This is a genomic window from Bradyrhizobium sp. CCBAU 65884 (assembly GCF_028128835.1).
Classification (GTDB): Bacteria; Pseudomonadota; Alphaproteobacteria; order Rhizobiales; family Xanthobacteraceae; genus Bradyrhizobium; species Bradyrhizobium ottawaense.
Genome location: NZ_LBJU01000107.1, coordinates 70,290 through 94,861, shown reverse-complemented (window position 1 = coordinate 94,861; position 24,572 = coordinate 70,290). Strand labels below are relative to the sequence as shown.

Sequence of the window (24,572 nt, the reverse complement as noted above, 5' to 3'; positions counted from 1 at the left end):
AGCAGGGACCCATACCGCGTGATCTATCCGCGGAGGGTGGTGTGAGTACCTCGGGAACGCCGCTTCACTGCCAGTCTTCGCCAAACTTCTCCCTGTGGTTATGGGTCCCCGCGTGCGCGGGGACGACAGCAGGGACCGAAACCGCCTTGACTTCGGCCACATCTCCGCAGAAAGAGCCGGGGCCTTCGCATGATTTGACGGGCCCGCCCGCAGCACACAGGTCAACTCATTGAAGAAGCTACACTTCTTTCCGTAGGTTCGAATCCGCTTCGCCGCCTCGCCCCGTTCTCCCTATATTGAGTTGATGCAAGACCAGATGCGCAGCTATCTCGACTTCGAAAAGCCCGTCGCCGAGCTCGACTCCAAGGTCGACGAGCTCAGGACGCTGGCGGCCTCCGGCACCGACATCTCCGATGAGATCGGGCGGATCGAGGACAAGGCGGCGCAGGCGCTGGCCGACCTCTATCAAAACCTGACGCCGTGGCAGAAGACGCTGGTCGCGCGGCATCCGCAGCGGCCGCATTTCAACGATTTCATCAAGGGCCTGATCACCGAATTCACCCCGCTCGCCGGCGACCGCAAGTTCGGCGAGGACGAGGCGCTGGTCGCCGGCTTCGGCCGTTTCCGCGGCGAAGCGATCTGCGTGATGGGCCAGGAAAAAGGCGATTCCACCGAAAGCCGCATCAAGCACAATTTCGGCATGGCGCGCCCCGAGGGCTACCGCAAATGCGTGCGGCTGATGGAGATGGCCGAGCGGTTCGGCCTGCCGGTGCTGTCGCTCGCCGATTCCGCCGGCGCCTATCCCGGCATCGGCGCCGAGGAGCGGGGCCAGGCCGAAGCGATCGCGCGCTCGACCGATGCCTGCATGGCGCTGACCGTGCCGAACGTCGCCATCATCACCGGCGAGGGCATGTCGGGCGGCGCCATCGCGATCACCACCGCCAACAAGGTGCTGATGCTGGAGCACGCCATCTACAGCGTGATCTCGCCGGAAGCGGCGTCCTCGATCCTCTGGCGCGATGGCACCAAGGCCCAGGAAGCCGCCAACAACATGAAGATCACCGCCCAGGACATGCTCCGCTTCGGGGTGATCGACAGCATTTTGAAGGAGCCGGTCGGCGGCGCCCACCGCGACCCCGCCGCCATGATCGCCACCACCGGGGACGCCATCGCCAAGGCCTTCGACGAGCTCCGGGGCCTCGACGGCGACGCCATCCGCAAGCAGCGCCGGCAGAAATTCCTCGATATCGGCCGGAAACTGAGCTGATTCGTCCCGATTCCGGTGCCGTAGGGTGGGCAAAGGCGCGAAGCGCCGTGCCCACGTCTTCGCATCAATGGGGCAGAACCTGGGCACGCTGCGCTTTGCCCACCCTACGAGACCTGTCGGGCCGCCCCCGGTAACCCCGCATTAACCCTTTTTTTGCCCAAATCAGCGATCTCAGTCCCAGATGGGCCGAATGGCCCAAGTAAGGTCCAAAGTCGCGTCCATTCAGTCTTCGTTGACCATGCCGATGGGCCAACGGGCTCGTGATCCCCGCTCGGGTTGCGACCACATGACCCAGAGGTTAGAATTTTAATCAATGGCTTCAGGGCATAAGCGCTGGGGCGTGAGCTGAAAAAGCCCGTCACGACGGGTCCGGTTCTCCGGTCGGATCATGCTCCATCAGAATTGGGGTTCGCGCTTTCTGCCCGGCACGGTGTGGGGTCCATCTTGATTTCTCGTTCGCTTGCTCGCGCGCTTTTGGCTTCGGTCGCGCTGATGACGGCCAGCGTCCTGCTGGCCGGCTGCGATACCGACCAGGTCTCGCTCGCGACCAACGCCAAGGCCAACCAGCCGGTGCCGCCAAAGCTTCTCGCCGCGATGGTCGAGAAGGACATGGATCTGCAATCGCCGATCCTGGTGCGCCTGTTCAAGCAGGAGGCCGAGCTCGAGGTCTGGAAGCAGGCCCGCAACGGCCAGTTCGCGCTGCTCAAGACCTATCCGATCTGCCGCTGGTCCGGCGACCTCGGACCGAAGGTGCGCGAAGGCGACCGCCAGGCGCCGGAGGGATTTTATTCGATCAACCCGAGCCAGATGAATCCGCAGTCGGCCTATTACCTCTCGTTCAACACCGGCTATCCGAACGCGTTCGACAAGGCGCTGGGCCGCACCGGCTCGCAGCTGATGGTGCACGGCGACTGCTCCTCGCGCGGCTGTTACGCGATGACGGACGAGCAGATCGCGGAGATCTATTCGCTCGGCCGCGAATCCTTCTTCGGCGGCCAGAAGGCGTTCCAGCTGCAGGCCTATCCGTTCAAGATGACGCCGGTGAACATGGCCAAGCACCGGAACAATCCGAACATGCCGTTCTGGAAGATGATCAAGGAAGGCTATGATCATTTCGAGGTGACGCGGCAGGAGCCGAAGGTCGATTTCTGCGAGAAGAAGTACGTCTTCGACGCGGCGAAGCCCGCGGACGCAAAGCGCGATCCGGTGTTCGACGCCGCGGCAAAGTGCCCGGCCTATGTGATTCCCGAGGACGTCGTCGCCGCCGTGCGGGGCAAACAAGCCAAGGACGAGGCGGAATACGCGAGGCTAGTCGCCAAGGGCACGCCGGTGGCGCGCATGAACACCGGCATCGACGGCGGCATGAACAAGATCTTTGCGGCGAAGATCCCGGAAGGCTCGACCGGCCTGTCCGAGGGCGCCGAAGGCACCACGCTGCAGATGCTGGCGATGGCGAAGGCGCCGGGCACGATCCCCGGCCACGTCAATCCGCCCAAGCCGAACCTCGACAGCGTGGCGTCCGCGCCTGCGCCGCAGGAAGAGCCCGTCGTCGCCGTCAGCGCCCCCGCGACCGGTGCCCGCGTCGCGTCGGCTCAGCCTGCCGAGAAGTCCGGTGGCTTCTTCTCCAACCTCGGCCGCAAGATGGGCATGGGCTCATCCGACACCACCGCGACCACCCCGCCGCCGCAAGCCACGGCATCCGTGGCCCCGGCCACCACGACCACGACGCCGCCGACCGCGGCGTCGCGGCTCAAGGCCGCAGTGACCCGGTTCGTGCCGGGGCATGACAAGTCCAAGGACGCGACAAAGGAAGCGGCGAAGGACGCGCCGAAGCCGGCTGCGACCGTGGCCGCCAAGCCCGCCGAACCGGCAAAGCAGCCCGACACCCGCCTCGCCGCAACGCGCCCGGCGCTGAAGCCGTCGGTGGCGGATGGTGCGAGTGAAGCGACGCAGATCATGGGCGCCGCGCCGGTGATCTCGTCGAACTCGTTCGACAGCCGCTTTGGGGCGATGAAGTAAGCGGGCACACCGCGCACCTGTTCTCGCGATCGACCATGCCTCCCCGTCACCCTGAAGGTGGCCGCTTCTTCAGCGGCCCTCGAAGGGGGACGGCCCGGCTGGCAGCTCGCCCGTACATCCTTCGAGGCTCCCGGCGCGATGCTGCGCATCGCGCCACTCGCACCTCAGGATGACGGTGTTGGCAGGATGCGCAGTCCAAATGACGATCCATTCAATCGCCTCTTCGGATTAAATTAATTCTCTTTACCCGAACCGCGACACACCCTATACTCCCTCGCCATCTCATCCTGCCGGAAGGGGCGGGTCGCGATCGTCACGGTTCGTGGGATGAGTTGCGGTGGACGCGGGCGGTGTTGGCGCCAGGTGCGGTCGCAGGGCGGGTAGTCCCCGTGAGCGATCAGCGGGCGCGGTACGACAACGCTGGCTGCGTACGGCAAAATCGTGTGGTCCTGGCGCCCGCAGGCTGGCGTCAAGTCTCCGCGGTGGTGTGCGTGCCCGACCGGGTAGCGCACATCAGCGATCTCGCGAGGCGACGGGGGCAAGAGTGCATCGCTCCCCGGGGAGAGCGCGACATAAGCCGTCAAACCACTGCGCAGGGAAGGCCGGTTATCGGGCTGCACCTGTGTTTCCCCTGTGAGCGTCTATCTACGCATCATTGCACAGGGGCCCTCGGGTGCCAGCCGGTACCCGGCCTTCCCTGCGCCCTTCCGATTCCGAAGGGCGCCAGAAGCGAAGCAAAACCCGGGCGAAAAGCGCCGCGGGATCGCGATGTCATGTCGGCTGTTTGACGCTGGAAGAACCCGGGTGAGCGCGGATTAGCGAGGTGTCAGCCTTAGCTCGGAGAGCGAAGCCGGGAAGCGCTATCCGGCAATTTCGCGAGCGGACTCCCGCATCGTTCGCCGCGGCTCTCGCTCGGCCGAAAGTTACGCGTGCAAACCGCGTTGTCAGGACGTAATCAGATATCTTTCGACTGTCTCCGATAGAGCCAAAAGCATGCTGCAACGCACTTTCCTTCGTACGGTGATTTTTCTTTTCGTTCTGTCGGCGGTCGCAATTCCGGACCAGCACGCGCTGGCGGGACCACGCGACGATTTCAGGGGCACCGCCGTCGTCGAGCTGATGCAGAAATACGGCCACCCCGATCAGATCGTCCCTTTCGGCCGCAAGGACCAGGACCGCGCCTATCACTGGCGAATGAAGACGACGGCCACCTTCGAGGCAGCCGACCAAGGCGAGCGGCGCGGGGATTTCTTCTGCGATGTGACCGCCATCGTTGGGCAGAACGGGCGGGTCAAAACCTTCGAGGCCAGGCCCGCGGATGTCGGCGCCGGTGCCCTCGCATCCATCGAAGCCTTCGGGCCGCTGTGCCGCAAGGCATTCGGCTCACGACCGAACCGGACTCGCGGCGAAAAACTGGCCAGGATGCGGCTTTGAGCAGCGGAGGTTGAACAGAGCGGTCCATGGCATCCTTCTACGCAGAGAACCACCTTCGACACATCGCCGGGCTGGAAAAGCGCCACGGTCCGATCAGCGACGAGGTCGTCACAGCCCTGCGCACGCTGATCAAGCTGATCTGTCGTAGCGAGGACCCGGTCGAGGCCATCCCCTTTCTCGACCGCTGCATCTCGATCCAGGAGAGCCTGCATGGGCCGCAGTCCGTCCTGGGCGACCTCGATGAATGGATCGGCCATGCAGGCCGCGTCGACTTCAAATTGGTCGAGCCGTTTCAGCTGCGGCGGCTGGCTATCAGGACCAGGCTCTCCGGCGAGCACAGTTGGCAGGCCGCCGAGGAATGCGAAGCCATCGCCCGGAAATGGGCCTCCGCCGGGGATTATTCCCGCGCCAGGGCTTTTCTGGAGCGAAGCATCTCGATCCTGGAGAAGGTCCACGGCGCCGTCAGCGTCGAAGTGGCAGCCGCCGTCGACACGCTCGCCGAGATCGGCGCGCGCCTGGCGAAATGGGCGGACGCCGAGACGAATCTGCAGCGCAGCCTGCATCTGAAAGAGAAGATATTCGGGAAGAGAAGCGAGGAAGCGGCCCGGACGCTGCTCACCTCCGCCATCGTCCATGCCAATTCCTGCAAACTGCAGCGACACGGGGCCAAATTCGAGAGTCTGCGCAAGGCCGTGACCGCCTTCGCGTCCGGTCTCGACATCATCGAGGAACGATTTGGACCGGACAGCCTGGAGGTTCAGAAGGCTCTCGAAGCCATGATATCGGCCTATCTCGACTGTGGAGAGTTCTGGAAGGCCGAGCCTTTGCTGAAGCGGCTGCTGGAGATCTGCGAGCGGACTTATGGAGACGACGCTGCGGCCCTGCTCTGGATCCTGGCGGAGTTCGCCACGGGTTATGCGCGCGAACGGGTGGAAGATGCCGAGCCGGTCCTGGAGCGGGCCTTCGCGGTGCTGCGGACTTTCCTCGATGCCGGCAAGCCGATCTTTCGTCGCAGCATCCTGGACATGGCGGGCAACCGGAAGGTGCTCTACGGCGGCAGTCAGAAAGGCGTGCTCGAGACGCTGGTCCAGGCGTCGGAGACGTTTCGCGACAATCTGCGAAAGCGATGGGGCGCGTAGGTGGACCTCGGATGACAGATTACGACACCTGGAAGCTGCAATGCCATTGCTGCGGCAAGACCTCCGAGCATTCCGTGCTGATGAGCTCGAACTCGTTCGGCTCTCGCGACCTCGACCAGCGGCCGCCGAAAATGTACCGCTGGACCATCGCAAGCTGGCTGCAGGAATGCCCCTATTGCGGCTACGTCGCCCCGAGCATCGACAAGGGCGACGCGAAGGCGCGGAGCTTCCTCGATACCGCCGAATTCCGCGCCGCCTCGCTCGACCCTGCGCCCGACCCGGTATCGCGCCGCTTCCTGGTGCGCGCCGCGCAGCACGCCTATGACGGAGAACGCAGATCGGCGTTCCTGAGCACGCTGTCGGCGGCATGGGTGGCCGACGACAGCAACCGGCCGTCCGACGCGGCTGCACTCCGCCTCAGAGCCGCCGGTCATCTCGAGGGGCCCCGGATCACCTCGATCGATACCCGCCTGCTGCTGCTAGACGTGCTGCGACGGGCATCGAGCTGGGAAGCCGCCGAGGCGCTGACCGCCGAATTGACGGCCGAAGAGCTGGACTATCCCTTTGCCGAGATCGTTGCCTTCCATCGCGACAAGATCGCGGCCAGGGATGACCAGCGACATACGATCGGCCAGGCGCTCGAGGGCAAGCCGCCGCCGCCGGTCGCGGTCGAGGACCCGGAGCTGCTCAAAGCCATCGCACGGCACATCAAGATCGTTCCGAACCCGCGAAGGACGTGACCATGAAGGCCGCCGTCCTTGCCTTTGCCGTTGCACCTGCCTTGGCTCTCCTGACGGCTCCTTCTCTCGCTGCGGGAAGCTGGAAGCTGGAATTCGACAATCGCGATCTTCCCTCGCTGAGCTACAGGGATCAGGGCAAGGTGACGTTCATGCTGGGCTGCGGACGCGCTCTGGGCCTGCATGCAAGATATCCCGGCGAGGCCGGCCGCGCCGGAAAGGCAACGATCACGATCGGAAACGGCCGCAAGTCGATCAAGCTCGCTGGCGAATTCGAGGAGATTTCGGCAGACGACGACGCGACCAATTTTGTCCAATGGGATCTGGGCTACTCGAGGCAGGACCCCGAGCTGTTCGGCAAGCGCTGGAAGCGGGCCCAGGCGCGCCTGCTCGGCCTGATGGAGAGAGCGTCGCCGCTGACGATTTCGAGCAGGACGACGAGCTACCAACTTCCCAGGATCGATGCGGCCGGCTGGCGGGCCGCCATCGAAAGGTGCGGCGGCTAGACCACAATCGCCTTCAAGAAGGAACTTTCCGTGATTGGGCACTCTCGCGCGACCCGCCTTTCGGTTTCGGTCAGCGCCCTCTTTCTCGCCGCGATTTCGATCGTCTCGGCCGCTCGGGCGGGCGATTACTGGGAGCCGAAGAATTACGCACCCGTGACCGACCCCGCGAAGAAAAAGCAGATTCACGATGACGGAGCCGCCATATGGAGAGAAGGCAACGAGGTGTACGAAGCCGGAGACTACAAGAAGGCAATCGAGATATTCCAGCGGTCGATCGTCAAATATCAGATCCTTCGCCTGACTGACGACATCGAGATCGTCAAACGCGCGATAAAAGCGTCAGCCTGCTTGGATCGGCGCAAGTCCACCGATATCAACCAGCTCAAGGAGCTCATCGGGGAGCATGAAGACAAGACGTCGGGCTCGATGACTCCCTACCCGAATTCATGCCTGCCTTTTCCTGAGTTGGTGGCGGCGGTGCAAAAACGGATTGCGGCTCTTCAGAACACAAACAGATGACTCCGGACCTTTGCTCTTCGGCCGTCCATTCCTCGAGGCTCGCCGCACGATGACCGGACCAGCGGCACGTAGACCGGATGAGCGAAGCGATATCCGGGGATGCTGCGAATGCCCCCGCATGTCGCTTCGCTCATGGGGGCTACGGCAGCTCGAGCTACGGCGCCAGATACCGCATCAGCTCCGGATTGCCCCGCACCTCGCCCGCCTCTCCCTGCAGCGCGACGCGGCCGCGGTCGAGCACGTAGGCGTAGTCGGCGACGCGCAGCGCGAGGTCGAGGTGCTGCTCGACGATGATGACGGCGATGCTCTTGGCGAGCTCGATCAGGCGTTCGGTGATCTCCTCGATGACGCCGATCCAGACGCCTTCGGTCGGCTCGTCCAGCAGCAGCAGTTTTGGATCGCCGAGCATGGCGCGGCCGATCGCGAGCATCTTGCGCTCGCCGCCGGACAGCGTGCCGGCGGGCTGGTCAAGGCGCTGGCCGAGCTTCGGGAAGATGGTCAGCACCTGGTCGACTGCGTCTGCCTTCTTGCTCGCGAGCGAGCCGACGGCGAGATTGTCGCGCACCGACAGGCGCGCGAACACCGAATGCTCCTGCGGCACGTAGCCGATGCCGGCGCGCACCCGCTCCTGGGTGGCGCGGCGACTGATGTCGCGGCCGTCGAAGGCGACCTCGCCCTTCCAGGCCGGCAATTCGCCGACGATGGTCTTCATCAGCGTGGTCTTGCCGGCGCCGTTGCGCCCGAGCACGGCGACGCCGCCGCGCCAGGGAATGCCGAGGGTGACGTCGAACAGCACCTGGCTGCGGCCATAGCCGGCATCGAGATGTCTGATGTCCAAAAATTCAGGCACGGCGCAGATAAATCTCCTGGACGGCTTTGTTGGCCTGGATCTCGGACACGGTACCGGACGCCAGCACCTTGCCCTGGTCGAGCACGGTGAGGCGATCGCAGATGTCGCGGATGAAATCGAGGTCGTGTTCGACGATGACGAGCGAGCAATGCTGCTTGATCGGCTGAAGCAGTTCGCCGGTGACGCGGCGCTCCTCCAGGCTCATGCCGCCGGTCGGCTCGTCGAGCAGCAGCAATTTCGGCTTGCCGGCAAGCGCCATCGCGATCTCCAGCCATTGCTGCTGGCCGTGCGACAGCGCCGCTGCGGCCTCGAAGGCGCGATTCGCGAGACGGAACTGCGTCAGCATGGTCATGACCTGATCGTGCAGCGCGGCTCTCGTGCGCGAGAACACGAGGTCGACCAGCGAGGACTGCGCCTGCAGCGCGAGCAGGATGTTGTCGTACAGCGTCAGCGACGGCAGCACGCTGGTGATCTGGAATTTCAGGCTCATGCCGGCGCGGGCGCGCTCGGTCGGCGTGAACGCGGTGATGTCGGTGTTGACGAACGACACCTTGCCCTGCGTCGGCACCTCGGCGCCGGCGATGCACTTCATCAGCGTGCTCTTGCCGGAGCCGTTCGGACCGATCAGGCCGTGGAATTCGTTGGCGCCGACGCTGAGCGCGGCACCGTCGAGCGCGGTGAGCTTGCCGAAGATTTTCGTGATGCCGGCGGCCTCAAGGAGCATCGCGATGCTCCTTAGCGGCAGCACCGAAGCTGCCGACCCGCTCGCGTTCCCCGAGCACGAAGCTGATCAGGCCCAGCGGCCGGAACAGGATGACGAGCAGCAGCAGCAAGCCCAGAATGATCGGCCAGATATCGCGATAATTGTCCGAGAGCCAGAAGCTGACGCCCTCGACGATGACGGCCCCAATGACGGCGCCGATCAGCGTGCCGGAGCCGCCGAACAGCACGTAGAGCACGACCTGGGTCGAGACGACGACGCCGACCATGTTGGGCCAGACGAAACCCTCGTGGAAGGCGTAGAGGCTGCCGGCAAGCCCGGCAACGCCGCCGCCGATGGTGAAGATGATCGCCTTGAGGTGCTGCGCCTTGTAGCCGAAGAAAGCGATGCGCTGCTCGTTCTCGCGCAGGCCGGCGAGCGCGAGGCCGAACTGCGAACGCACCAGGAAACGGCAGAGCAGGTAGACCACGACGAGGATGCCGAGCACGAGATAATAGAACGCCGGTCCTTCCGTGAACTCGTAAGTCCCGAGCGACATCGGCGCGATCGAGGGGATGCCGTTCTGGCCGCCGAGATAGTACCAGCCGCGCGCCAGCCGATCGGCGGCGTAGGAGCCCGTCAGCGTGCCGAGCGAGACGAAGATCACGCTGGAGGGATGCCGCCCGAGCAGCAGGAAGCCGCCAAGCAGCAGCGCGAAGGTGAGGCCGATGATGGTGCCCGCCGGCAGCACCAGGAAGATGTTGGTGATGTCGAGGTCGCGCGCGAGCAGCGCCACGCCATAGCCGGCCGAGCCGAAGAACAGGGCCTGGCCGAAGCTCATGATGCCGGCATAGCCCCAGACCAGATCGAACGACAGCGCGAACAGCGCGAGAATGATCACGCGCGTCGCGAACACTGTGAGATAGTCCTGCAGCAGCAGCGGCGCGAGCAGCGCCGCGACCAGCACGACGCCCTCGACGATCGGCAGCACTTTCCGCGCCGACGCTCGCTTCGCCGTCCGACCGCTATCCATGGCGACGTCCGCCTCCCCGCCGATCTCGGCGGGGATCGCCTGTTTCACTGCGCCCATCGACTTCAGCATTCCACTTCAGCATTCCTTGGGATCGACGAGGCCGTTGCTGCGCCCGACGATCTCGTAGTTTCCGCCCTTGGCGACCGCGGTGTACATCTTCATCTTGCAGTGCCGCTTGCCCGGCACCATCTCGGCAGGCCCGCCCGGACCTTCGGCGATCTTGGCATGGTCGAGCGCCGCGGCGACCGACTCACGATCGATCTTGCCGGCTTCCTTCACCGCGGCCTCCCACAGCTTCAGGCCGCGATAGGTGCCGGTCGCCGCACTGCCGGCGGCGAACAGGAAGTTGCCGGGAAAATCCTTCTCGTAGGCCGCCTGGATTTTGGCGTCGAACGGGTTCTCCTTGGTCAACACCTTGAAATAGTCGAGGCAGCTGGCGAGTCCCTCGATCTCCGCGGCCTGATTGATGTTGAGCGTGTTCTCGTCATAGTAGACGCAGGCGAGCCGTCCGCCGTTCTTGAGGAAGCCCGCTTCATAGAGCTGCTTGAAGAACGGGCCGACGCCCGGCGGGATGACGGTGTTGAAGACGACGTCGACCTTGTTGGAGATGATGCGGTTGACGGTCGCGGAGAAATCGACCTGGTCGAGCGGGTAGTATTCCTCGAACACGACCTCGCCGCCATTCGCCTCGATCACCTTGCGGGCATAGACGTTGAGCGTGTGCGGCCAGACGTAGTTGGCGCTCGGCAGCGCGAACTTCTTGCCGCCGTTCTTAATCAGCCAGGGATGAACTCGTCGCATTGCTGCGCCGGCGTCGGCCCGGTGCAGAACAGATAGGGCGTGCACTCCTTGCCCTCGTAGAGCTGCGGATAGATGTAGAGCGTCTTGCCGCGCGCCACGATGGGATCCTTGATCGCGTTGCGCATTGAGGAGGTGATGCCGCCCAAGACCATGTCGACCTTATCGCGCTGGATCAGCTTGCGCACATTGCCGACGGCGACGGATTCGTTGGAGGCGGTGTCCTCGATGTAGAGCTCGACCGGACGGCCGAGCAGACCGCCGGCGGCATTGATCTCCTTGATCACCATTTTGGCGACGTTGGCGTCGGCATTGCCGGCATAGGCGATCGGGCCGGTGAGGTCGGTCGCGATGCCGACCTTGATCGGAGCCTCTGCGGCATTGGCCCAGGGCGCCGGAATCACCCAGCTGCCGACCCCGGTTGCGACCGCGCCGGAGGCAAAGGCGAAATTGGAGAGGAAGCGGCGACGTGAGAGCTGCGTGCGATCGAACATGACTAAACCCCTTTTCCAGCGATGAGGCCCTGCGGGCGGAATTTGATGAAGACAATGGCAAGGACGAAGACGAGCACGTCGGCGACGACGGGCGCCATTACCCAGGGCAGCGCGGCGCTGAGCGTGCCGATGACACCGGCGCCCGCGACCGGCCCGATGAAGGAGCCGACGCCGCCGACCATGACCGCGACGAACCCCTGGATCAGGAAGCGCAGGCCGAGATCGGCGTAGAGGCTGAACACCGGGACGATCAGCGCACCGGCAAGGCCGGCGAGCGCGGAGCCGAACGCGAAGGTGGCGCCGTACATCAGGGGCGTGGAAATGCCCGAGGCCCGCGCCAGCGATGGATTCTCGAGCGTGGCGCGCATGCGCAGACCAAAGTTGGTGCGCGACAGCAGCAGATAGCAGCCGGCCATCACCAGAAGCGTGATGATGATGATGGTGAAGCGCCAGGCCGAGATGTGCATGGCGCCGATGTCGATCGAGCCGCCGATCGGCTCGGGCACGGTGAGATAGAAGCCGCCGATCAGGCCGCGCACGGATTCGCGGATGATCAGACCGAGCGCATAGGTGCCGAGCATCGCCACGATCGGCGCGGCGTAGAATCTCCGGATGATCAACGCCTCCAGCACGAAGCCGAGCGCGCCGACGACGAAGGGCGCCGCGACCATGCCGGCCCAGATCGGCAGGCCCTTGGCGTAGGCGAGATAGGTGATGTAGGCCCCGAGCAGGACGAACTCGCCCTGCGCGAAGTTGAAGATGCCCATCATGCTGGCGATGATCCCGAGCCCTAGCACGATCAGGACGATGATCGCACCGAAGCTCAGGATCTCGAACGCCGCGACGAACGCGTTAGCCATGCTTTGCTGTTCCGCTCGTCTTCACTGAGGCCCCGCTCACATCTTCTTCCAGTCGCCGATCTGCTCGAAGGCGTGCGCGGCGCGGTAGATGGTGGATTCCTCGAACATCCGGCCGACCAGCATCAGCCCGACCGGCAGGCCATCGACCATGCCGCAGGGCAGCGACATCGCGGGATGATGGGTGATGTCGAACGGCGCGGTGTTGGAGATCATCTCGAGGGCGCGGGCGACGTATTCCTCGCGGCTGGCATTGGGCTCCGGCAGCTTGGTCGCCTTCATCGGCGTGGTCGGCATCAGCAGCAGATCGTAGTCCCCGAACGCCTTGTCGTAGGCCGCGGTCAGCCGGCGCGAGATGTTGAGCGCCTTGCCGTAGAAGCGTGGACCGAAATTGTTGTTGATGTAGGTGCCGAGCATCATGAACAATTTCGTGGTTTCGGACAGCGAATCGGCCTGCCGGCGCCAGCCGCGATGGAAATCCATCAGCGACGTCGAATAGAGATCGCCGCGGCTGAGGCCGTAGCCGTCGCCGAACATCATGGTCTGGGTCAGGCCTTCGGTGCCGATCGGAGTCCAGATCGCGCCGCCCAGGAGATGCATCGGGATCGACACCGTCTCGACGGTGGCGCCGATATCCTTGAAGCGCTTTGCGGCCTCGCGCACGCTTTCATTCACGGCGGCTTCTGCAACCGGCTGTTCAAAACCTTCCTTGACGATGCCGATCTTCATGCCCTTGACGCCCTGGCCGAGCGCCTTGGTGTACTCCTCGACCTTTGGCGACTTGATGCGCGGATCGTAGCCGTCGTCGCCGGCGAGCACTTCGAGCAGCAGCGCGTTGTCGGCGACCGTCGCCGTCATCGGCCCGGTATGGTCGACATAGATCTCGATCGGCATGATGCCGGTATAGGGCACGAGACCCCAGGTCGGCTTCATGCCGTAGATGCCGCAGAACGAGGCCGGCATGCGGATCGAGCCGCCCTGATCGCCGCCGATCGCCATGTCGACCTCGCCGAGCGCGACCACGACGCCCGAGCCCGACGACGATCCGCCGGCCGAGTAGCCCATCTTGTGTGGATTGTGCACTGGCCCGTAGGACCCGGTGTGGCTGCCGCCGGACAGGCAGAAGTGCTCGCAATGCACCTTGCCGGCGATCTCGGCACCGGCATCCAGCATGCGCGTGACGATGGTGGCGTCGAAATCGGGGACATAGCCTTCCAGCGTCGACGAGCCATTCGTCATGGGAACGCCGGCCAGCATGATGTTGTCTTTCAGCGCGACGGTCTTGCCCTTGAGCTTGCCGCTCGCGGCGCCCTTCACGGTCGACTTGCGATACCAGGCGTTGCGGGGGTTCTCCTCAGCCGAGGGGCGATAGCCCGGGGTGCGCGGATATTTCACCTCGGGCACCTCGTCCGGCATCGCGGCAACGAGATTGTAGGCCTCGATCGCTCCCTGCATCAGGCCGCGGAACGAGGCGACGTCGTCATCGGTGAGCGAAAGGCCGCATTGCTCGGCGACACTGCGCAATTGGGCGGGGGTGGGAAGGACAACTGTCACGGCGCTCTCCTCTGAGGCTTCTTGATCCCTGGCGTTGGACGGAGTCTCGCGGTCGCGCTTGCACAAGCGCGGCCCGTTCGGCTTCGCGTCGATATTACAGACGGAAATATTTTCCTTTTCAAGTATTATTTCGCGAAGCCGCTGCGACGTATCAACAGCCGCCCCTCAAAGCGTCTTGATGATCTTGAAGTCGAGACCGTCGGCTTCAGCGAGGTACATCGGCATCTCGGCGCGCCCGTCGCGAAGAACCACGGGACCGCGGCCCGCCGAGTAAACGGTGTTGCGTGCGGCCTTCAGCAGCGGACGAAAGGCCAGCGACCCGGCACGATTGGCCACCGACTCCAGGAACCGCAACCCCTCATAATTCGACTGGCCGACCGAGCCGACCGGCGGCGCGTGCGGGCCGAACATGGCCTGGTAGCCACCGAGGAACTCGTCATTGGCACGCGAGGCCATACAGTTGAAATAGCCGGAGGCGCAGAACAAATTCTCGGTGTTGTCGGCGCCGATGCCGAGCAGCACGGTCTCGTCCATCGCGCCGGCAAGCCGCAGCGTCGAGGTCGCAAGGCCGGCTTCCGCGAAGGCGCGATTGAAGGTGATGCTGTCGGTGCCGATCAGCGAGATCAGCACGACATCGGGCTTGGCGGCGCGGATGCGCGCCAGATGCGGCTCGTGATTGTCCTCGCCGACGGGGACAAATTCCTCGCCGACGACCTGGCCGCCGGCCTCCTTGATGTAGCGCTTCACCGCGCGATGCGACTGCCAGGGCCAGACATAGTCGCTGCCGATCAGATACCAGCGCGCCGCCTTCTTGACGTCCGCCAGCCAGTGGATCGACGGCCGACTCTGCCAGCGCGGCGTCTCGCCGATCGCCATCACGCCCGGCGTGCGCTCGCCGCCTTCATAGACGGGAGTGTAGATGTAGGGGATGCGGTTGCCGGTGACCTTGCGCAGGGCAACACGGACGGCGCTGATATGCGAGCCCATGATCAGGTCGACCTCGTCGAAGGCGATCGCCTGCTCGGCGCGTTGCACGACGTCTTCGATCGGGCCGCCGGAATCGTAGATCGAGAGCTCGAGCTCGCGCCCCAGGATGCCGCCGCGCTTGTTGATCTCGGCGACCGCGAGCATGGCGCTGTTGGTGGAGGTCGGGCCCCAGATTCCGGGCGAGCCGGTGAAGGTGAGGAAATTGCCGATGCGCAGCTTGTTGCGCGCGCCGCGGCGTTTCATGACATGCGTGTCAAACGGCGACAGGTCGAAATCCGCTGCCGCGGACGACAGATTCCTGAACAGCAAAGACGGTGGCAACGCCGGACCGCCATGAGCCGGGAAGTTTACCGTCGCGCGCACGCCAACTCCTGTCTGGCACCAGACCTGAAAGCACATTGAGCAGGCGGCCGCGGCTTCCGCCCTTTTGTTGTGCAATGATCCTATTTTGAAAATATTGAATATTCAAGAATTGAAGTGCATATAGATGCAGCATCGATTGCAAGACATTCACTCAATTAGGTCAAGACAAAGTCTTAGCCGTGGCAAAACCGTCGAAAGAAAACACCCCGATCACCGAACACCTCGCTTATTTGCTCGCGCAAGCCAACCGGGAGATCAACCGGCAGCTCGAGCTGCGGTTGAGCAAGGAAGGCGTGCCGGTCGAGCAGTGGCGCATCCTGAAGGTGCTGTCCGATGGCAACGGCCATTCGATGGGCGAGCTTGCGGGCGCCGTGCTGCTCAACCATCCGACGCTGACCAAGATGATCGACCGCATGGTCTCCGACACGCTGGTCTATCGCGTGCAGGACCCGGGCGACCGCCGCAAGGTGCTGATGTTCATCTCCGACCGCGGCAAGGTGTTGTGCAAGAAGCTCAACTCGCTCGCGGTCGACCAGGAGGAGCACATCCTGGAGAGCTACGGTGACAAGTCGACGAGCGAGCTCAAGCGGCTGCTGGAGAGCTTGATCGACAGCTCGAATTAGACCTCGTGAATTGGAGCGTGGGGGCCTTGCGAAGCCGACACACTCATATGCCATTCAATGCATGGAGAGAGGACCTCCATGAAAGCACGCGCGTTGGTCACGCTGGCATTGGTGGCGCTCACAGAGCGCAGCAGGCCTTATTCAGTTCTCAAGGCTCGCCCTCGCGTCCAGGCGGAGAATGAGCAGGCGCCGCATAATTGCATCATCGCCAGCACGAGAGGGAATAGCGTTGGCCGTTCCATGTCGTCCAGCCCGCGGACTTGTTGCTGACCGGTTTGGCTAAATACCATTTATTGCCGTCGGCATGGTTGAAGTACACGCCGCCCTGCGTTCCGCTGCGTGGATTTGTTAACCTCACCCATCGCGAGCCATTATCCGAGAAGCTGCCTGCCCAGCGTGCTCCCGAGCTGGTGGTGCAAGTGTCGCCGTTACAGCTTGTCTGACTGTCATCAACGGCGGCCCATTTCATCCGGGCCGACCGGCCGTCTATGTTGCACGACCATGTTCCGCCCCACCATCCGCCCACTTGGCTCGCAGAAACGGGACCGCAAGCGTAAAAACTCAGGGCAAGAACACACAAGGTGGTTGGCAGCACGCGTTTGGACATTGTCTGGCTCCCAATTTTCGGCCCCCGTGCGATTCAATCAAAACACGGATTGAGCTCATTAGAGGTGATCCAGATCACAATGAGCAGTGGCAAAATATTGGATGGTCTACCCCAAGGCGATCCCCGAGACACGATGCCGCGCTTTGACCGTCGGCTTTCCAGGCTTCAGCTGCGCAGCCGGACGAGCGAGTGGCCGCCGACAATCTGCTGCAGCGGCACCCGGGAGTGACCAAAGGAACAGGCGCTGCAGGCCACGCGCATGGAACAGGGCGATGCTTCTCACGAGGGTGATGAACGGGCCAAGTACCTGTTCGCTCAACATCGGGGCTGGTTGCCAGGTGGGCAAAGCGTGCTCAGCCGCGCGTGACGGAAGCCAGACCCCCTGACAAATGTGAGCCAGCCATCCTCAATGGCGTGTGCCTACCATTCGTGATGCACCTGAAGATCAGCAGGCACCATATGGATCGGAAGCATTTCAATCCCTCGCGAACTCGAAGGCCAATACAGCACCGCGAGTTCGCTGGGTATTGAGATCATCGATCAGGCATACCGCCCGTGGCAGTGCTTGTACTTCTTGCCTGAGCCGCACGGGCAATCCTCGTTGCGGCCGACCTTGCCCCAGCTTGCCGGGTTCTTCGGATCGCGCAACGCTGCATCGCTGGCCTGAGCGCCGAGCGTGACGCTGGCGAGCGCCATTTCGTCCTCGCCGGTGTTCGGGTCGAACTTGTGCGCCTCCATCGGCGGCAGGACGGGCGCTTCCTGCTCCGGCGGAACGATCTCGACCCGCATCAGCTGCGCCGTGACGGCCTCGCGCAAGTGAGCGCTCATCTCCTGGAAGAGATTGAAGGCTTCGGTCTTGTACTCCTGCAAGGGATCGCGCTGGCCGTAACCGCGCAGCCCGATGACCTGGCGCAGATGGTCGAGCATGATCAGATGCTCGCGCCAGAGATGGTCGAGCGTCTGAAGCAAAATGGTCTTCTCGACGTAACGCATCACGTCGGGACCCCATTGCGCCACCTTGGCCGCCATGTGCTCGTCGGCCTTGGTCTCGATGCGCGTGAGCAGCTCCTCGTCGGCGATGCCTTCTTCCTTGGCCCATTCGTCGACCGGCAGGTCGAGATCGAGCACGCGCTTCAATTCGTCCTTCAGGCCGGCGACGTCCCACTGCTCGGCATAGGCATGCTCCGGCACGTGCTTGGCGACGAGGTCGTCGATGAAGGCGTGACGCATGTCGGTGACGGTCTCGGCGACGCTCTCGTCCTTCATCAGGTCGACGCGCTGGTCGAAGATCACCTTGCGCTGGTCGTTCTGGACGTTGTCGAACTTCAGGAGGTTCTTGCGGATGTCGAAGTTGCGCGCCTCGACCTTCTGCTGCGCCTTCTCCAGCGCCTTGTTGATCCAGGGATGGATGATGGCCTCGCCCTCTTGCAGGCCGAGACGCTGGAGCATGCTGTCGAGGCGATCCGAGCCGAAGATGCGCATCAGATCGTCTTCCAGCGACAGGAAGAATTTCGAGCGGCCGGGATCGCCCTGACGGCCGGAACGGCCGCGCAGCTGATTGTCGATACGGCGGGATTCGTGGCGCTCGGAGCCCATGATGTAGAGGCCGCCGGGCTTGGTCACGGTCTTGGCGGGCTTGTTGCCCTTCGCCGGCTCGATCTCGACGATCTCTTCAGCCTTCAGCACGATGTCGCGGAAGCGCTCGACGTCGGCCTTGATCTGCTCGATCTTCCGGGCCTTCTCGGCCTCGTCCTCGATGCCCGCGGTCTCCTTCGGGATGCGCATCTCGAGCGAGCCGCCGAGCTTGATGTCGGTACCGCGACCGGCCATGTTGGTCGCGATCGTGATCGCGCCGGGCACGCCGGCTTCCGCGACGATATAGGCTTCCTGCTCGTGGAAGCGCGCATTCAGCACCGCGAACAGTTTCGCCGGCTTGCCGGCGCGCGCGGCAGCGTAGAGCTTGTCGAGCGCGTTCTCCTTGCCGAAATCGATCTGCTTGTAGCCGTTCTGCTTGAGAAACTCGGCCAGCACTTCCGACTTCTCGATCGACGCCGTGCCGACCAGCACCGGCTGGAGTCGCGAATTGGCCCGCTCGATCTCGGCGAGGATGGCCGCGTATTTTTCCTTGTGGGTGCGATAAACCTCGTCGTCCTCGTCGAGGCGGCCGATCGGCACGTTGGTCGGGATCTCAACGACTTCGAGCTTGTAGATGTCGAAGAGCTCGTCGGCTTCGGTCAACGCCGTGCCGGTCATGCCGGCGAGCTTCTCGTACATCCGGAAATAGTTCTGGAAAGTGATCGAGGCCAAAGTCTGGTTTTCCGGCTGAACCTGCACGTGCTCCTTGGCTTCCAGCGCCTGGTGCAGACCCTCGGAATAGCGGCGGCCCTGCATCATGCGTCCGGTGAACTCGTCGATGATGACGACCTCGTCGTCGCGGACGATGTAGTCCTTGTCGCGCGTGAACAGCGTGTGCGCGCGCAGCGCCTGGTTGATGTGGTGCACGACGGAGACGTTCTCGACGTCGTAGAGCGACTCGCCCTTGAGCTGGCCGGCATCGCGCAGCAGGGTCTCGATCTTCTCCATGCCGGCTTCGGTCAGCGTCACCGTGCGCTGCTTCTCGTCGACCTCGTAGTCGGTCTTGTCGAGCTTGGGCAGGAAGCCGTCGATGGTGTTGTAGAAATCGGAGCGGTCGTCGAGCGGACCGGAGATGATCAGCGGCGTGCGCGCTTCGTCGATCAGGATGGAATCGACCTCGTCGACGATGGCGAAGAAGTGCGGGCGCTGGACCATGTCCTCGAGCCGGTACTTCATGTTGTCGCGTAAGTAGTCGAAGCCGTATTCGTTGTTGGTGCCGTAGGTGATGTCGCAGGCATAGGCCGCCTTGCGCTCGGCATCGTCGAGGCCGTGCACGATCACGCCGGTGGTCATGCCGAGGAAGCCGTAGATCTGGCCCATCCAGCCGGAGTCGCGGCGGGCGAGGTAGTCGTTGACGGTGACGACGTGGACGCCCTTGCCGGCGAGCGCGTTGAGGTAGACCGCGAGGGTTGCGACCAGCGTCTTGCCTTCGCCGGTCTTCATCTCGGCGATATCGCCCTCGTGCAGCACCATGCCGCCGATCAGCTGGACGTCGAAATGGCGCTGACCGAGCGTGCGCTTGGCGGCCTCGCGCACGGTGGCGAAGGCGGGGACCAGCAGCTCGTCCAGCGTCTTGCCCTCGGCGAGCTGCTTCTTGAAGTCGGCGGTGCGGGCCTTGAGCGCCTCATCGGAGAGCTGCGAGACCTCTCCTTCCAGCGCGTTGATCGCGTTGACGCGGGACTGATATCCCTTCACCCGCCGGTCGTTGGCGGAGCCGAAAAACTTGCGGGCGAGCGCGCCGATCATGCCTAGTTCCTGTGTTCGCGATTCAAACGCGTTGCAGCCAAGAAGTTGTCACCCGCCTGCCTATCAACTCACCGTGACGCCTGATGGCGTCAGAGCCCGGACTGCGGGGGGTCATCCGCCATATGGGTGGGAATTGGGCAAGTCTGGGTTCAACGGCCAAAAACGCAGCAAAATAAACGCCATCGCCATGGTCGCGACCGGGCAGAGATATGGCCCGGTCAGGGCCTTGTCAACGGCGGGCGCATTGCGGCTAATTCATCATTTTGACAGACTTTTCGCGTTGCCAAGCCCCCCTGTATTGGGCGAGTGTCCGCCCCGCTCGAGCAGCCCCCTGCTTCAACATAAGGATTTTCCATGACCACCTCGTTCCCGGTAACCAAAACCGGCCTGCGCTTCGGCCTCGCCACCGCCCTCGTGGGCTGCCTTGCGCTGGCGCTGATCGCGGGTCCCGGCCGGGCCGCCGACGATCCGGTGCTGGCGAAGGTCAATGGCGCTGAAATCAAGAAGAGCGACGTCGCCATGGCCGAGGAGGAGCTCGGGCCGAGCCTCGCCCAGATGGACCCGGCGACCAAGGACGAGAACGTCCTGTCCTTCCTGATCGACATGAAAATCGTCAGCAAGGCTGCCGAGGACAAGAAGGTTGCCGATAGCGAGGAATTCAAGAAGCGCCTGGCATTCGCCCGCAACCGGCTTCTGATGGACAGCCTGCTCGCGGGTGAGGGCAAGGCCGCCACCACCCCCGACGCCATGAAGAAGGTCTATGAAGAGGCCTCCAAGCAGATCACCGGCGAGCAGGAAGTGCGCGCCCGCCACATCCTGGTCGAGACCGAGGACGAGGCCAAGGCGGTGAAGGCCGAGCTCGACAAGGGCGCCGATTTCGCCGAGCTCGCCAAGAAGAAGTCCAAGGATCCGGGTTCGGCCGACGGCGGCGATCTCGGCTTCTTCACCAAGGAGCAGATGGTGCCGGAATTCTCGACGATCGCCTTCGCGCTCGAGCCCGGCAAGATCTCCGACCCCGTCAAGTCGCAGTTCGGCTGGCACGTCATCAAGGTCGAGGAAAAGCGCAACCGCAAGGCGCCGGACTTCGAGCAGGTCAAGGCCCAGATCGAGCAGTACGTCACCCGCAAGGCCCAGGCCGACTACGTCGCCAAGCTGCGCGCCGAAGCCAAGGTCGAGCGGCTGGACCAGCCGGCGGCGGACGCCAAGCCGGCGGATGCGGCGAAGCCCTCCGACAGCAAGATGGCGCCGCCTGCAAAGAAGTAAGAATTCGCTGTCACTTCGGTGACGTGAAGAGTATCTAAGCCTTCGTGATGCCCGGCCCCCGCGCCGGGCATCTGCATATTCAGATCCCACCAAGGCGCCCCGCGATGTCCTCCTCCGTCTCCCCGCTCGCCCCGAAAACAGTTCCCGACATGCCCACCATTGCGGGCATCCGTCTCGCGACGGCCGAAGCCGGCATCCGCTACAAGAACCGAACCGACGTGTTGCTGGCGGTGATGGACAAGGGCACCGCGGTCGCCGGCGTCTTCACCAAGTCGAAATGCCCCTCCGCACCGGTGGAATGGTGCCGCGCCAAGCTGAAAGGCGGCAAGGCGCGCGCGCTGGTGGTCAATTCCGGCAACGCCAATGCCTTCACCGGCAAGACCGGCCGCGCCTCCACCGCGCTGACCGCGAAGATCGCGGCCAAGGCGGTCGGATGCAGCGAGGGCGAAATCTTCCTGGCCTCGACCGGCGTGATCGGTGAGCCGCTGGACGCGACCAAGTTCGACGGCGTGCTGGGCCGACTGGCTGAAGCCGCCGAGCCCGGCGACTACCTCGCTGCGGCCAAGGCGATCATGACCACCGACACCTTCCCGAAGGTCGCGACCGCGACCGTCAAGCTCGGCAAGGCCAAGGTCACCATCAACGGCATGGCCAAGGGCGCCGGCATGATCGCCCCCGACATGGCGACGATGCTGTCCTTCATCTTCACCGACGCACCGATCGCGCCCGCGGCCTTGCAGGCGCTGCTCAAGAGCGGCGTCGAGGACACCTTCAACGCGGTGACGATCGACGGCGACACGTCCACGTCGGACACGCTGCTGGCCTTCGCCACCGGCGCTGCCGCCGAGCACGGCGCACCGAAGATCAGCCGCGCCAGCGATCCGCGCCTGAAGGCCTTCGTCAAAGCCTTCAACCAGGTGCTCGCCAATCTTTCTGAACAAGTGGCCCGGGACGGCGAAGGCGCGCGCAAGCTGGTCGAGATCACTGTCGAGGGCGCCAAGACCAAGGCCTCCGCGCGCAAGATCGCGATGTCGATCGCCAACTCGCCGCTGGTCAAGACCGCGATCGCCGGCGAGGACGCCAATTGGGGCCGCGTCGTGATGGCAGTCGGCAAGGCCGGCGAGCCGGCCGATCGCGACAAGCTTTCGATTTCCTTCAACGGCATCCGCGTCGCCAAGAGCGGCGCGCGCGATCCGGATTATGACGAGGCGCAGGTCTCGGAAGCGATGAAGGCCCCGGAGATCGCGATCAAGGTCTCGCTCGGCCTCGGCAAGGGCCGCGACCGCGTGCTGACCTGCGACCTCACCAAGGAATATGTCGCGATCAACGGCGATTACAGGTCGTAGTTTCGCTACTCTCAGACCGTCATCCCCGCGCAATGGCGAAGCCATTGTCGCTGGAGGTGCGGGTGATGGGGCGCGAAGCGCCCCATCGGGAGCCTCTAAGGATGCACGGCCACCGCTACAGCCGCGTGCAGAGAGCCGGGCCGTCGCCCTTCGAGGGCCGCTGAAGGAACGGCCACCTCAGGGTGACGGTAAGAGAGCGCGAGAGCCGTGCTTCAAATCACCCTGAAATCCGCGCGTCCGCGACCGCTTTCTTGAACAGCGCGTTCATGGCGTCCGAGATGCCTTGCGTCGGGCTCACCTCGAAATAGAGCCCGGACGACGCGCAGCTCTGCATGTTCTGCGCGATCTCGCTGTTCGGCGACGGCCCGTAGGGGCCGGTATTGAACGGAGCGACCCATTTCATGTACCAGCTGTTGGTGGGCAGCGCGAGGTACGTGGTGTACAGCACGGCAATCTTGACGCCCCGGTCCTTCATCGTCTTGCAGAGCGCAGCATTGAGCGGCGATTGGCACCGCGTGGTGCCGGAGAGCGGTTTCAGGCATCCGGTGTTGCTCTCGTCAGCGACCCCGTCGGAGACGAAGAACAGATATTTGAGCGGGCTGGACGACGTGCCGGTTCCGGGGGAGCTGATCTCGCCGTTGATCGCAGGGAATATCGCGGTGAATGCCGTGTCCTGGTCGTTATTCTCGTTCTGACCGTTCACCGACATCAGGTCGATATTGCCCGCCGCCGATTTGGCGCTGGAGAGAGAGCCCGACAACGAAAACAGATTGCGCAGGCCGAGCGTGCTTGCGGAGCCGCCGAAATCGTAGATCGCCATTCTGAACTGGTTTGAATAGGTTTCAGTCGCACTCGCAGTATCCATCAACGACTGCGTTGCGGTCCGCAGCACGTCGATCCGGGTGGTCACGCCAAGCTTTTTGGCAAGGTCGTAGTAATTGTTCTTGTCCTTGAGGTCGTGGCAGGCGAAAGCGCACTTGTCCGATGTGTTGTTGACCATCGTCTGCACGTCGGTCGGCGTGGCGCCGACACCCATCGACGGCGAATTGTCCAGCAGCAGGTAGAAATCGATATAGAGCGGCATGCTGGCCGTCGCTTTCGACGTACCGGTCAGCGTCAGCGCGGTCTTGCCGATCAGGCCGAGAAACATGGTGTTCACGGTGGCGTTGAACGCGACGGTCGAGGTGACGGTCGATCCGGTTTTGACCACGGTCGGCGTGACGCTGTTGAGAGTGTAGCCGGTCTGATTGGCGCGATTGGCGTCGAAGATGTTCTGGGCGTCGGTGACGCCCACGGAGATCGAGCCATCCGACGTCATGGAGCCGGCGGCCTTGAAGGCCGGCGATGCCTTGGCGATCGAGCCGACGCTGGCAGCATCGGCTGCGGCCTGAAGCTTGGCCCGGGTCTGCGTCGCGCGCGAGTAGTCGACCGCGCAGCCGACCGCCGTGATCAACGGGACGCAGGCGAGCGCGAAGATCACCGCGATATTGCCGCGCCGGTCTTGGACGAACCGGCGGATGATGGTGGAATTCGCAGCGCGCATGGCTTGGGCCCGAGTGGTTTATGCGTTTCCACTCTAGGAACCGTCGATTAAATATGACTTATGGGAACCTCGAAAACATGGGCCGCAATAGGGTTAATAAACCGTTGCGGATGATCTTCAGCGAGCGAAATCGCGTATGGCCGATCTGAAACTGGCACTGGTTGTGGCTTGCGCGCTGATCGACCCCGACAAGCGCGTCCTGATCGCGCAGCGCCCCGCGGGCAAGACGCTGGCCGGCCTCTGGGAGTTTCCCGGCGGCAAGCTCGAGCCAGGCGAGCGGCCGGAGCAGAGCCTGATCCGCGAGCTGCACGAGGAGCTCGGCATCACCGTCGCCGAGCCGTGCCTGGCCCCACTGACCTTCGCGAGCTACGGCTACGAGACCTTCCACCTCCTGATGCCGCTCTATATCTGCCGGCGCTGGGAGGGACAGGTGACGCCGCGCGAAGGCCAGACCCTGGCCTGGGTCCGTGCCAACAAGCTGCGCGACTACCCGATGCCGCCCGCGGACATTCCGCTGATCCCGCATTTGATTGATCTATTGATGTGAGATGC

21 protein-coding genes and 1 pseudogene are annotated in these 24,572 nt (G+C 63.8%); 11 read left to right on the top strand and 11 right to left on the bottom strand.

Annotation, left to right across the window (positions count from 1 at the left end; all coding sequences use genetic code 11):
* Positions 1-304 precede the first annotated feature (304 nt).
* The 7 genes from XI03_RS12725 to XI03_RS12695 all read left to right on the top strand — a co-directional run bounded on the left by XI03_RS12725 (position 305) and on the right by XI03_RS12695 (position 7,621).
* A complete protein-coding gene (locus XI03_RS12725; protein WP_028141872.1) occupies positions 305-1,267 on the top strand; it encodes an acetyl-CoA carboxylase carboxyltransferase subunit alpha in 963 nt (320 codons plus the stop codon).
* A 492-nt stretch (positions 1,268-1,759) separates the two neighbouring features.
* Positions 1,760-3,286 carry a L,D-transpeptidase family protein gene (locus tag XI03_RS12720; RefSeq protein ID WP_271592316.1) on the top strand — a complete coding sequence of 509 codons (1,527 nt, stop codon included), beginning with the start codon at positions 1,760-1,762 and terminating at the stop codon, positions 3,284-3,286.
* Between the two features lie 993 nt (positions 3,287-4,279).
* Entirely contained in the window at positions 4,280-4,720 is a 441-nt protein-coding gene (locus tag XI03_RS12715; protein ID WP_097669147.1) for a hypothetical protein, read from the top strand.
* A gap of 26 nt (positions 4,721-4,746) precedes the next feature.
* On the top strand, positions 4,747-5,859 hold the full coding sequence (locus XI03_RS12710; protein ID WP_271592315.1) for a tetratricopeptide repeat protein: 1,113 nt from the start codon (positions 4,747-4,749) through the stop codon (positions 5,857-5,859).
* 11 nt (positions 5,860-5,870) lie between these two features.
* Positions 5,871-6,599, top strand: coding sequence for a hypothetical protein (locus XI03_RS12705; RefSeq protein ID WP_097669145.1), 729 nt, complete (start codon positions 5,871-5,873; stop codon positions 6,597-6,599).
* Positions 6,600-6,601: 2 nt separating this feature from the next.
* Entirely contained in the window at positions 6,602-7,102 is a 501-nt protein-coding gene (locus XI03_RS12700; protein WP_271592314.1) for a hypothetical protein, read from the top strand.
* Positions 7,103-7,132: 30 nt separating this feature from the next.
* Positions 7,133-7,621: a hypothetical protein gene (locus tag XI03_RS12695; RefSeq protein WP_028141878.1), complete on the top strand. Its 489-nt coding sequence runs from the start codon at positions 7,133-7,135 to the stop codon at positions 7,619-7,621.
* A 154-nt stretch (positions 7,622-7,775) separates the two neighbouring features.
* Here the strand turns inward: XI03_RS12695 and XI03_RS12690 are convergent, their stop codons facing one another.
* From XI03_RS12690 to XI03_RS12655, 8 genes and pseudogenes are all read right to left on the bottom strand, one after another.
* Positions 7,776-8,471, bottom strand: coding sequence for a branched-chain amino acid ABC transporter ATP-binding protein (locus XI03_RS12690; RefSeq protein WP_028141879.1), 696 nt, complete (start codon positions 8,469-8,471; stop codon positions 7,776-7,778).
* Entirely contained in the window at positions 8,464-9,195 is a 732-nt protein-coding gene (locus XI03_RS12685) for an ABC transporter ATP-binding protein (RefSeq protein ID WP_028141880.1), read from the bottom strand. The genes XI03_RS12690 and XI03_RS12685 overlap by 8 nt, the downstream gene beginning before the upstream one ends.
* Complete coding sequence (locus tag XI03_RS12680) at positions 9,185-10,273, bottom strand: branched-chain amino acid ABC transporter permease (protein WP_271592313.1); 1,089 nt, start codon at positions 10,271-10,273, stop codon at positions 9,185-9,187. Before XI03_RS12680 ends, XI03_RS12685 begins: the two co-directional genes overlap by 11 nt.
* A 6-nt stretch (positions 10,274-10,279) precedes the next feature.
* Positions 10,280-11,496 (bottom strand): annotated as a pseudogene (locus XI03_RS12675) (substrate-binding protein).
* A gap of 2 nt (positions 11,497-11,498) precedes the next feature.
* Complete coding sequence (locus tag XI03_RS12670; RefSeq protein ID WP_038972796.1) at positions 11,499-12,356, bottom strand: branched-chain amino acid ABC transporter permease; 858 nt, start codon at positions 12,354-12,356, stop codon at positions 11,499-11,501.
* Between the two features lie 36 nt (positions 12,357-12,392).
* Positions 12,393-13,907, bottom strand: coding sequence for an amidase (locus XI03_RS12665; protein WP_271592312.1), 1,515 nt, complete (start codon positions 13,905-13,907; stop codon positions 12,393-12,395).
* 165 nt (positions 13,908-14,072) lie between these two features.
* On the bottom strand, positions 14,073-15,257 hold the full coding sequence (locus XI03_RS12660; RefSeq protein ID WP_028141885.1) for a substrate-binding domain-containing protein: 1,185 nt from the start codon (positions 15,255-15,257) through the stop codon (positions 14,073-14,075).
* Positions 15,148-15,399: a hypothetical protein gene (locus XI03_RS12655; RefSeq protein WP_162130963.1), complete on the bottom strand. Its 252-nt coding sequence runs from the start codon at positions 15,397-15,399 to the stop codon at positions 15,148-15,150. Before XI03_RS12655 ends, XI03_RS12660 begins: the two co-directional genes overlap by 110 nt.
* Positions 15,400-15,436: 37 nt before the next feature.
* Between XI03_RS12655 and XI03_RS12650 the strand changes: the two genes are divergently transcribed.
* On the top strand, positions 15,437-15,880 hold the full coding sequence (locus XI03_RS12650; RefSeq protein ID WP_018320557.1) for a MarR family winged helix-turn-helix transcriptional regulator: 444 nt from the start codon (positions 15,437-15,439) through the stop codon (positions 15,878-15,880).
* Between the two features lie 202 nt (positions 15,881-16,082).
* Here the strand turns inward: XI03_RS12650 and XI03_RS40515 are convergent, their stop codons facing one another.
* Together XI03_RS40515 and secA are read right to left on the bottom strand one after the other, a co-directional pair.
* Entirely contained in the window at positions 16,083-16,487 is a 405-nt protein-coding gene (locus XI03_RS40515) for a DUF6006 family protein (RefSeq protein ID WP_442869713.1), read from the bottom strand.
* Positions 16,488-17,027: 540 nt separating this feature from the next.
* Positions 17,028-19,868: a preprotein translocase subunit SecA gene (gene secA / locus XI03_RS12645; RefSeq protein ID WP_028141886.1), complete on the bottom strand. Its 2,841-nt coding sequence runs from the start codon at positions 19,866-19,868 to the stop codon at positions 17,028-17,030.
* Between the two features lie 354 nt (positions 19,869-20,222).
* On the opposite strand from secA, the gene XI03_RS12640 reads away from it, so the two are divergent.
* Positions 20,223-21,131, top strand: coding sequence for a peptidylprolyl isomerase (locus tag XI03_RS12640; protein ID WP_028141887.1), 909 nt, complete (start codon positions 20,223-20,225; stop codon positions 21,129-21,131).
* A gap of 104 nt (positions 21,132-21,235) precedes the next feature.
* A complete protein-coding gene (gene argJ, locus XI03_RS12635) occupies positions 21,236-22,477 on the top strand; it encodes a bifunctional glutamate N-acetyltransferase/amino-acid acetyltransferase ArgJ (protein ID WP_038972797.1) in 1,242 nt (413 codons plus the stop codon).
* A gap of 217 nt (positions 22,478-22,694) precedes the next feature.
* Here the strand turns inward: argJ and XI03_RS12630 are convergent, their stop codons facing one another.
* Positions 22,695-24,020, bottom strand: coding sequence for a TadE/TadG family type IV pilus assembly protein (locus XI03_RS12630; protein WP_028141889.1), 1,326 nt, complete (start codon positions 24,018-24,020; stop codon positions 22,695-22,697).
* 136 nt (positions 24,021-24,156) lie between these two features.
* Between XI03_RS12630 and mutT the strand changes: the two genes are divergently transcribed.
* The gene (gene mutT / locus XI03_RS12625) at positions 24,157-24,567 is read left to right on the top strand and encodes an 8-oxo-dGTP diphosphatase MutT (RefSeq protein WP_271592311.1); all 411 of its coding nucleotides are present in this window, start codon (positions 24,157-24,159) and stop codon (positions 24,565-24,567) included.
* The last annotated feature ends 5 nt before the right edge of the window (positions 24,568-24,572 follow it).

What these genes read in the sequence shown, in the direction of transcription:
- XI03_RS12715 (WP_097669147.1), top strand. Translation starts at nt 4,280, where the DNA reads ATGCTGCAACGCACTTTCCTTCGTACGGTGATTTTTCTTTTCGTTCTG.
- XI03_RS12680 (WP_271592313.1), bottom strand. Translation starts at nt 10,273, where the DNA reads ATGCTGAAGTCGATGGGCGCAGTGAAACAGGCGATCCCCGCCGAGATC.
- XI03_RS12710 (WP_271592315.1), top strand. Translation starts at nt 4,747, where the DNA reads ATGGCATCCTTCTACGCAGAGAACCACCTTCGACACATCGCCGGGCTG.
- XI03_RS12670 (WP_038972796.1), bottom strand. Translation starts at nt 12,356, where the DNA reads ATGGCTAACGCGTTCGTCGCGGCGTTCGAGATCCTGAGCTTCGGTGCG.
- argJ (WP_038972797.1), top strand. Translation starts at nt 21,236, where the DNA reads ATGTCCTCCTCCGTCTCCCCGCTCGCCCCGAAAACAGTTCCCGACATG.
- XI03_RS12700 (WP_271592314.1), top strand. Translation starts at nt 6,602, where the DNA reads ATGAAGGCCGCCGTCCTTGCCTTTGCCGTTGCACCTGCCTTGGCTCTC.
- XI03_RS40515 (WP_442869713.1), bottom strand. Translation starts at nt 16,487, where the DNA reads ATGTCCAAACGCGTGCTGCCAACCACCTTGTGTGTTCTTGCCCTGAGT.
- XI03_RS12685 (WP_028141880.1), bottom strand. Translation starts at nt 9,195, where the DNA reads ATGCTCCTTGAGGCCGCCGGCATCACGAAAATCTTCGGCAAGCTCACC.
- XI03_RS12725 (WP_028141872.1), top strand. Translation starts at nt 305, where the DNA reads ATGCAAGACCAGATGCGCAGCTATCTCGACTTCGAAAAGCCCGTCGCC.
- XI03_RS12630 (WP_028141889.1), bottom strand. Translation starts at nt 24,020, where the DNA reads ATGCGCGCTGCGAATTCCACCATCATCCGCCGGTTCGTCCAAGACCGG.
- XI03_RS12720 (WP_271592316.1), top strand. Translation starts at nt 1,760, where the DNA reads ATGACGGCCAGCGTCCTGCTGGCCGGCTGCGATACCGACCAGGTCTCG.
- XI03_RS12640 (WP_028141887.1), top strand. Translation starts at nt 20,223, where the DNA reads ATGACCACCTCGTTCCCGGTAACCAAAACCGGCCTGCGCTTCGGCCTC.
- XI03_RS12705 (WP_097669145.1), top strand. Translation starts at nt 5,871, where the DNA reads ATGACAGATTACGACACCTGGAAGCTGCAATGCCATTGCTGCGGCAAG.
- secA (WP_028141886.1), bottom strand. Translation starts at nt 19,868, where the DNA reads ATGATCGGCGCGCTCGCCCGCAAGTTTTTCGGCTCCGCCAACGACCGG.
- mutT (WP_271592311.1), top strand. Translation starts at nt 24,157, where the DNA reads ATGGCCGATCTGAAACTGGCACTGGTTGTGGCTTGCGCGCTGATCGAC.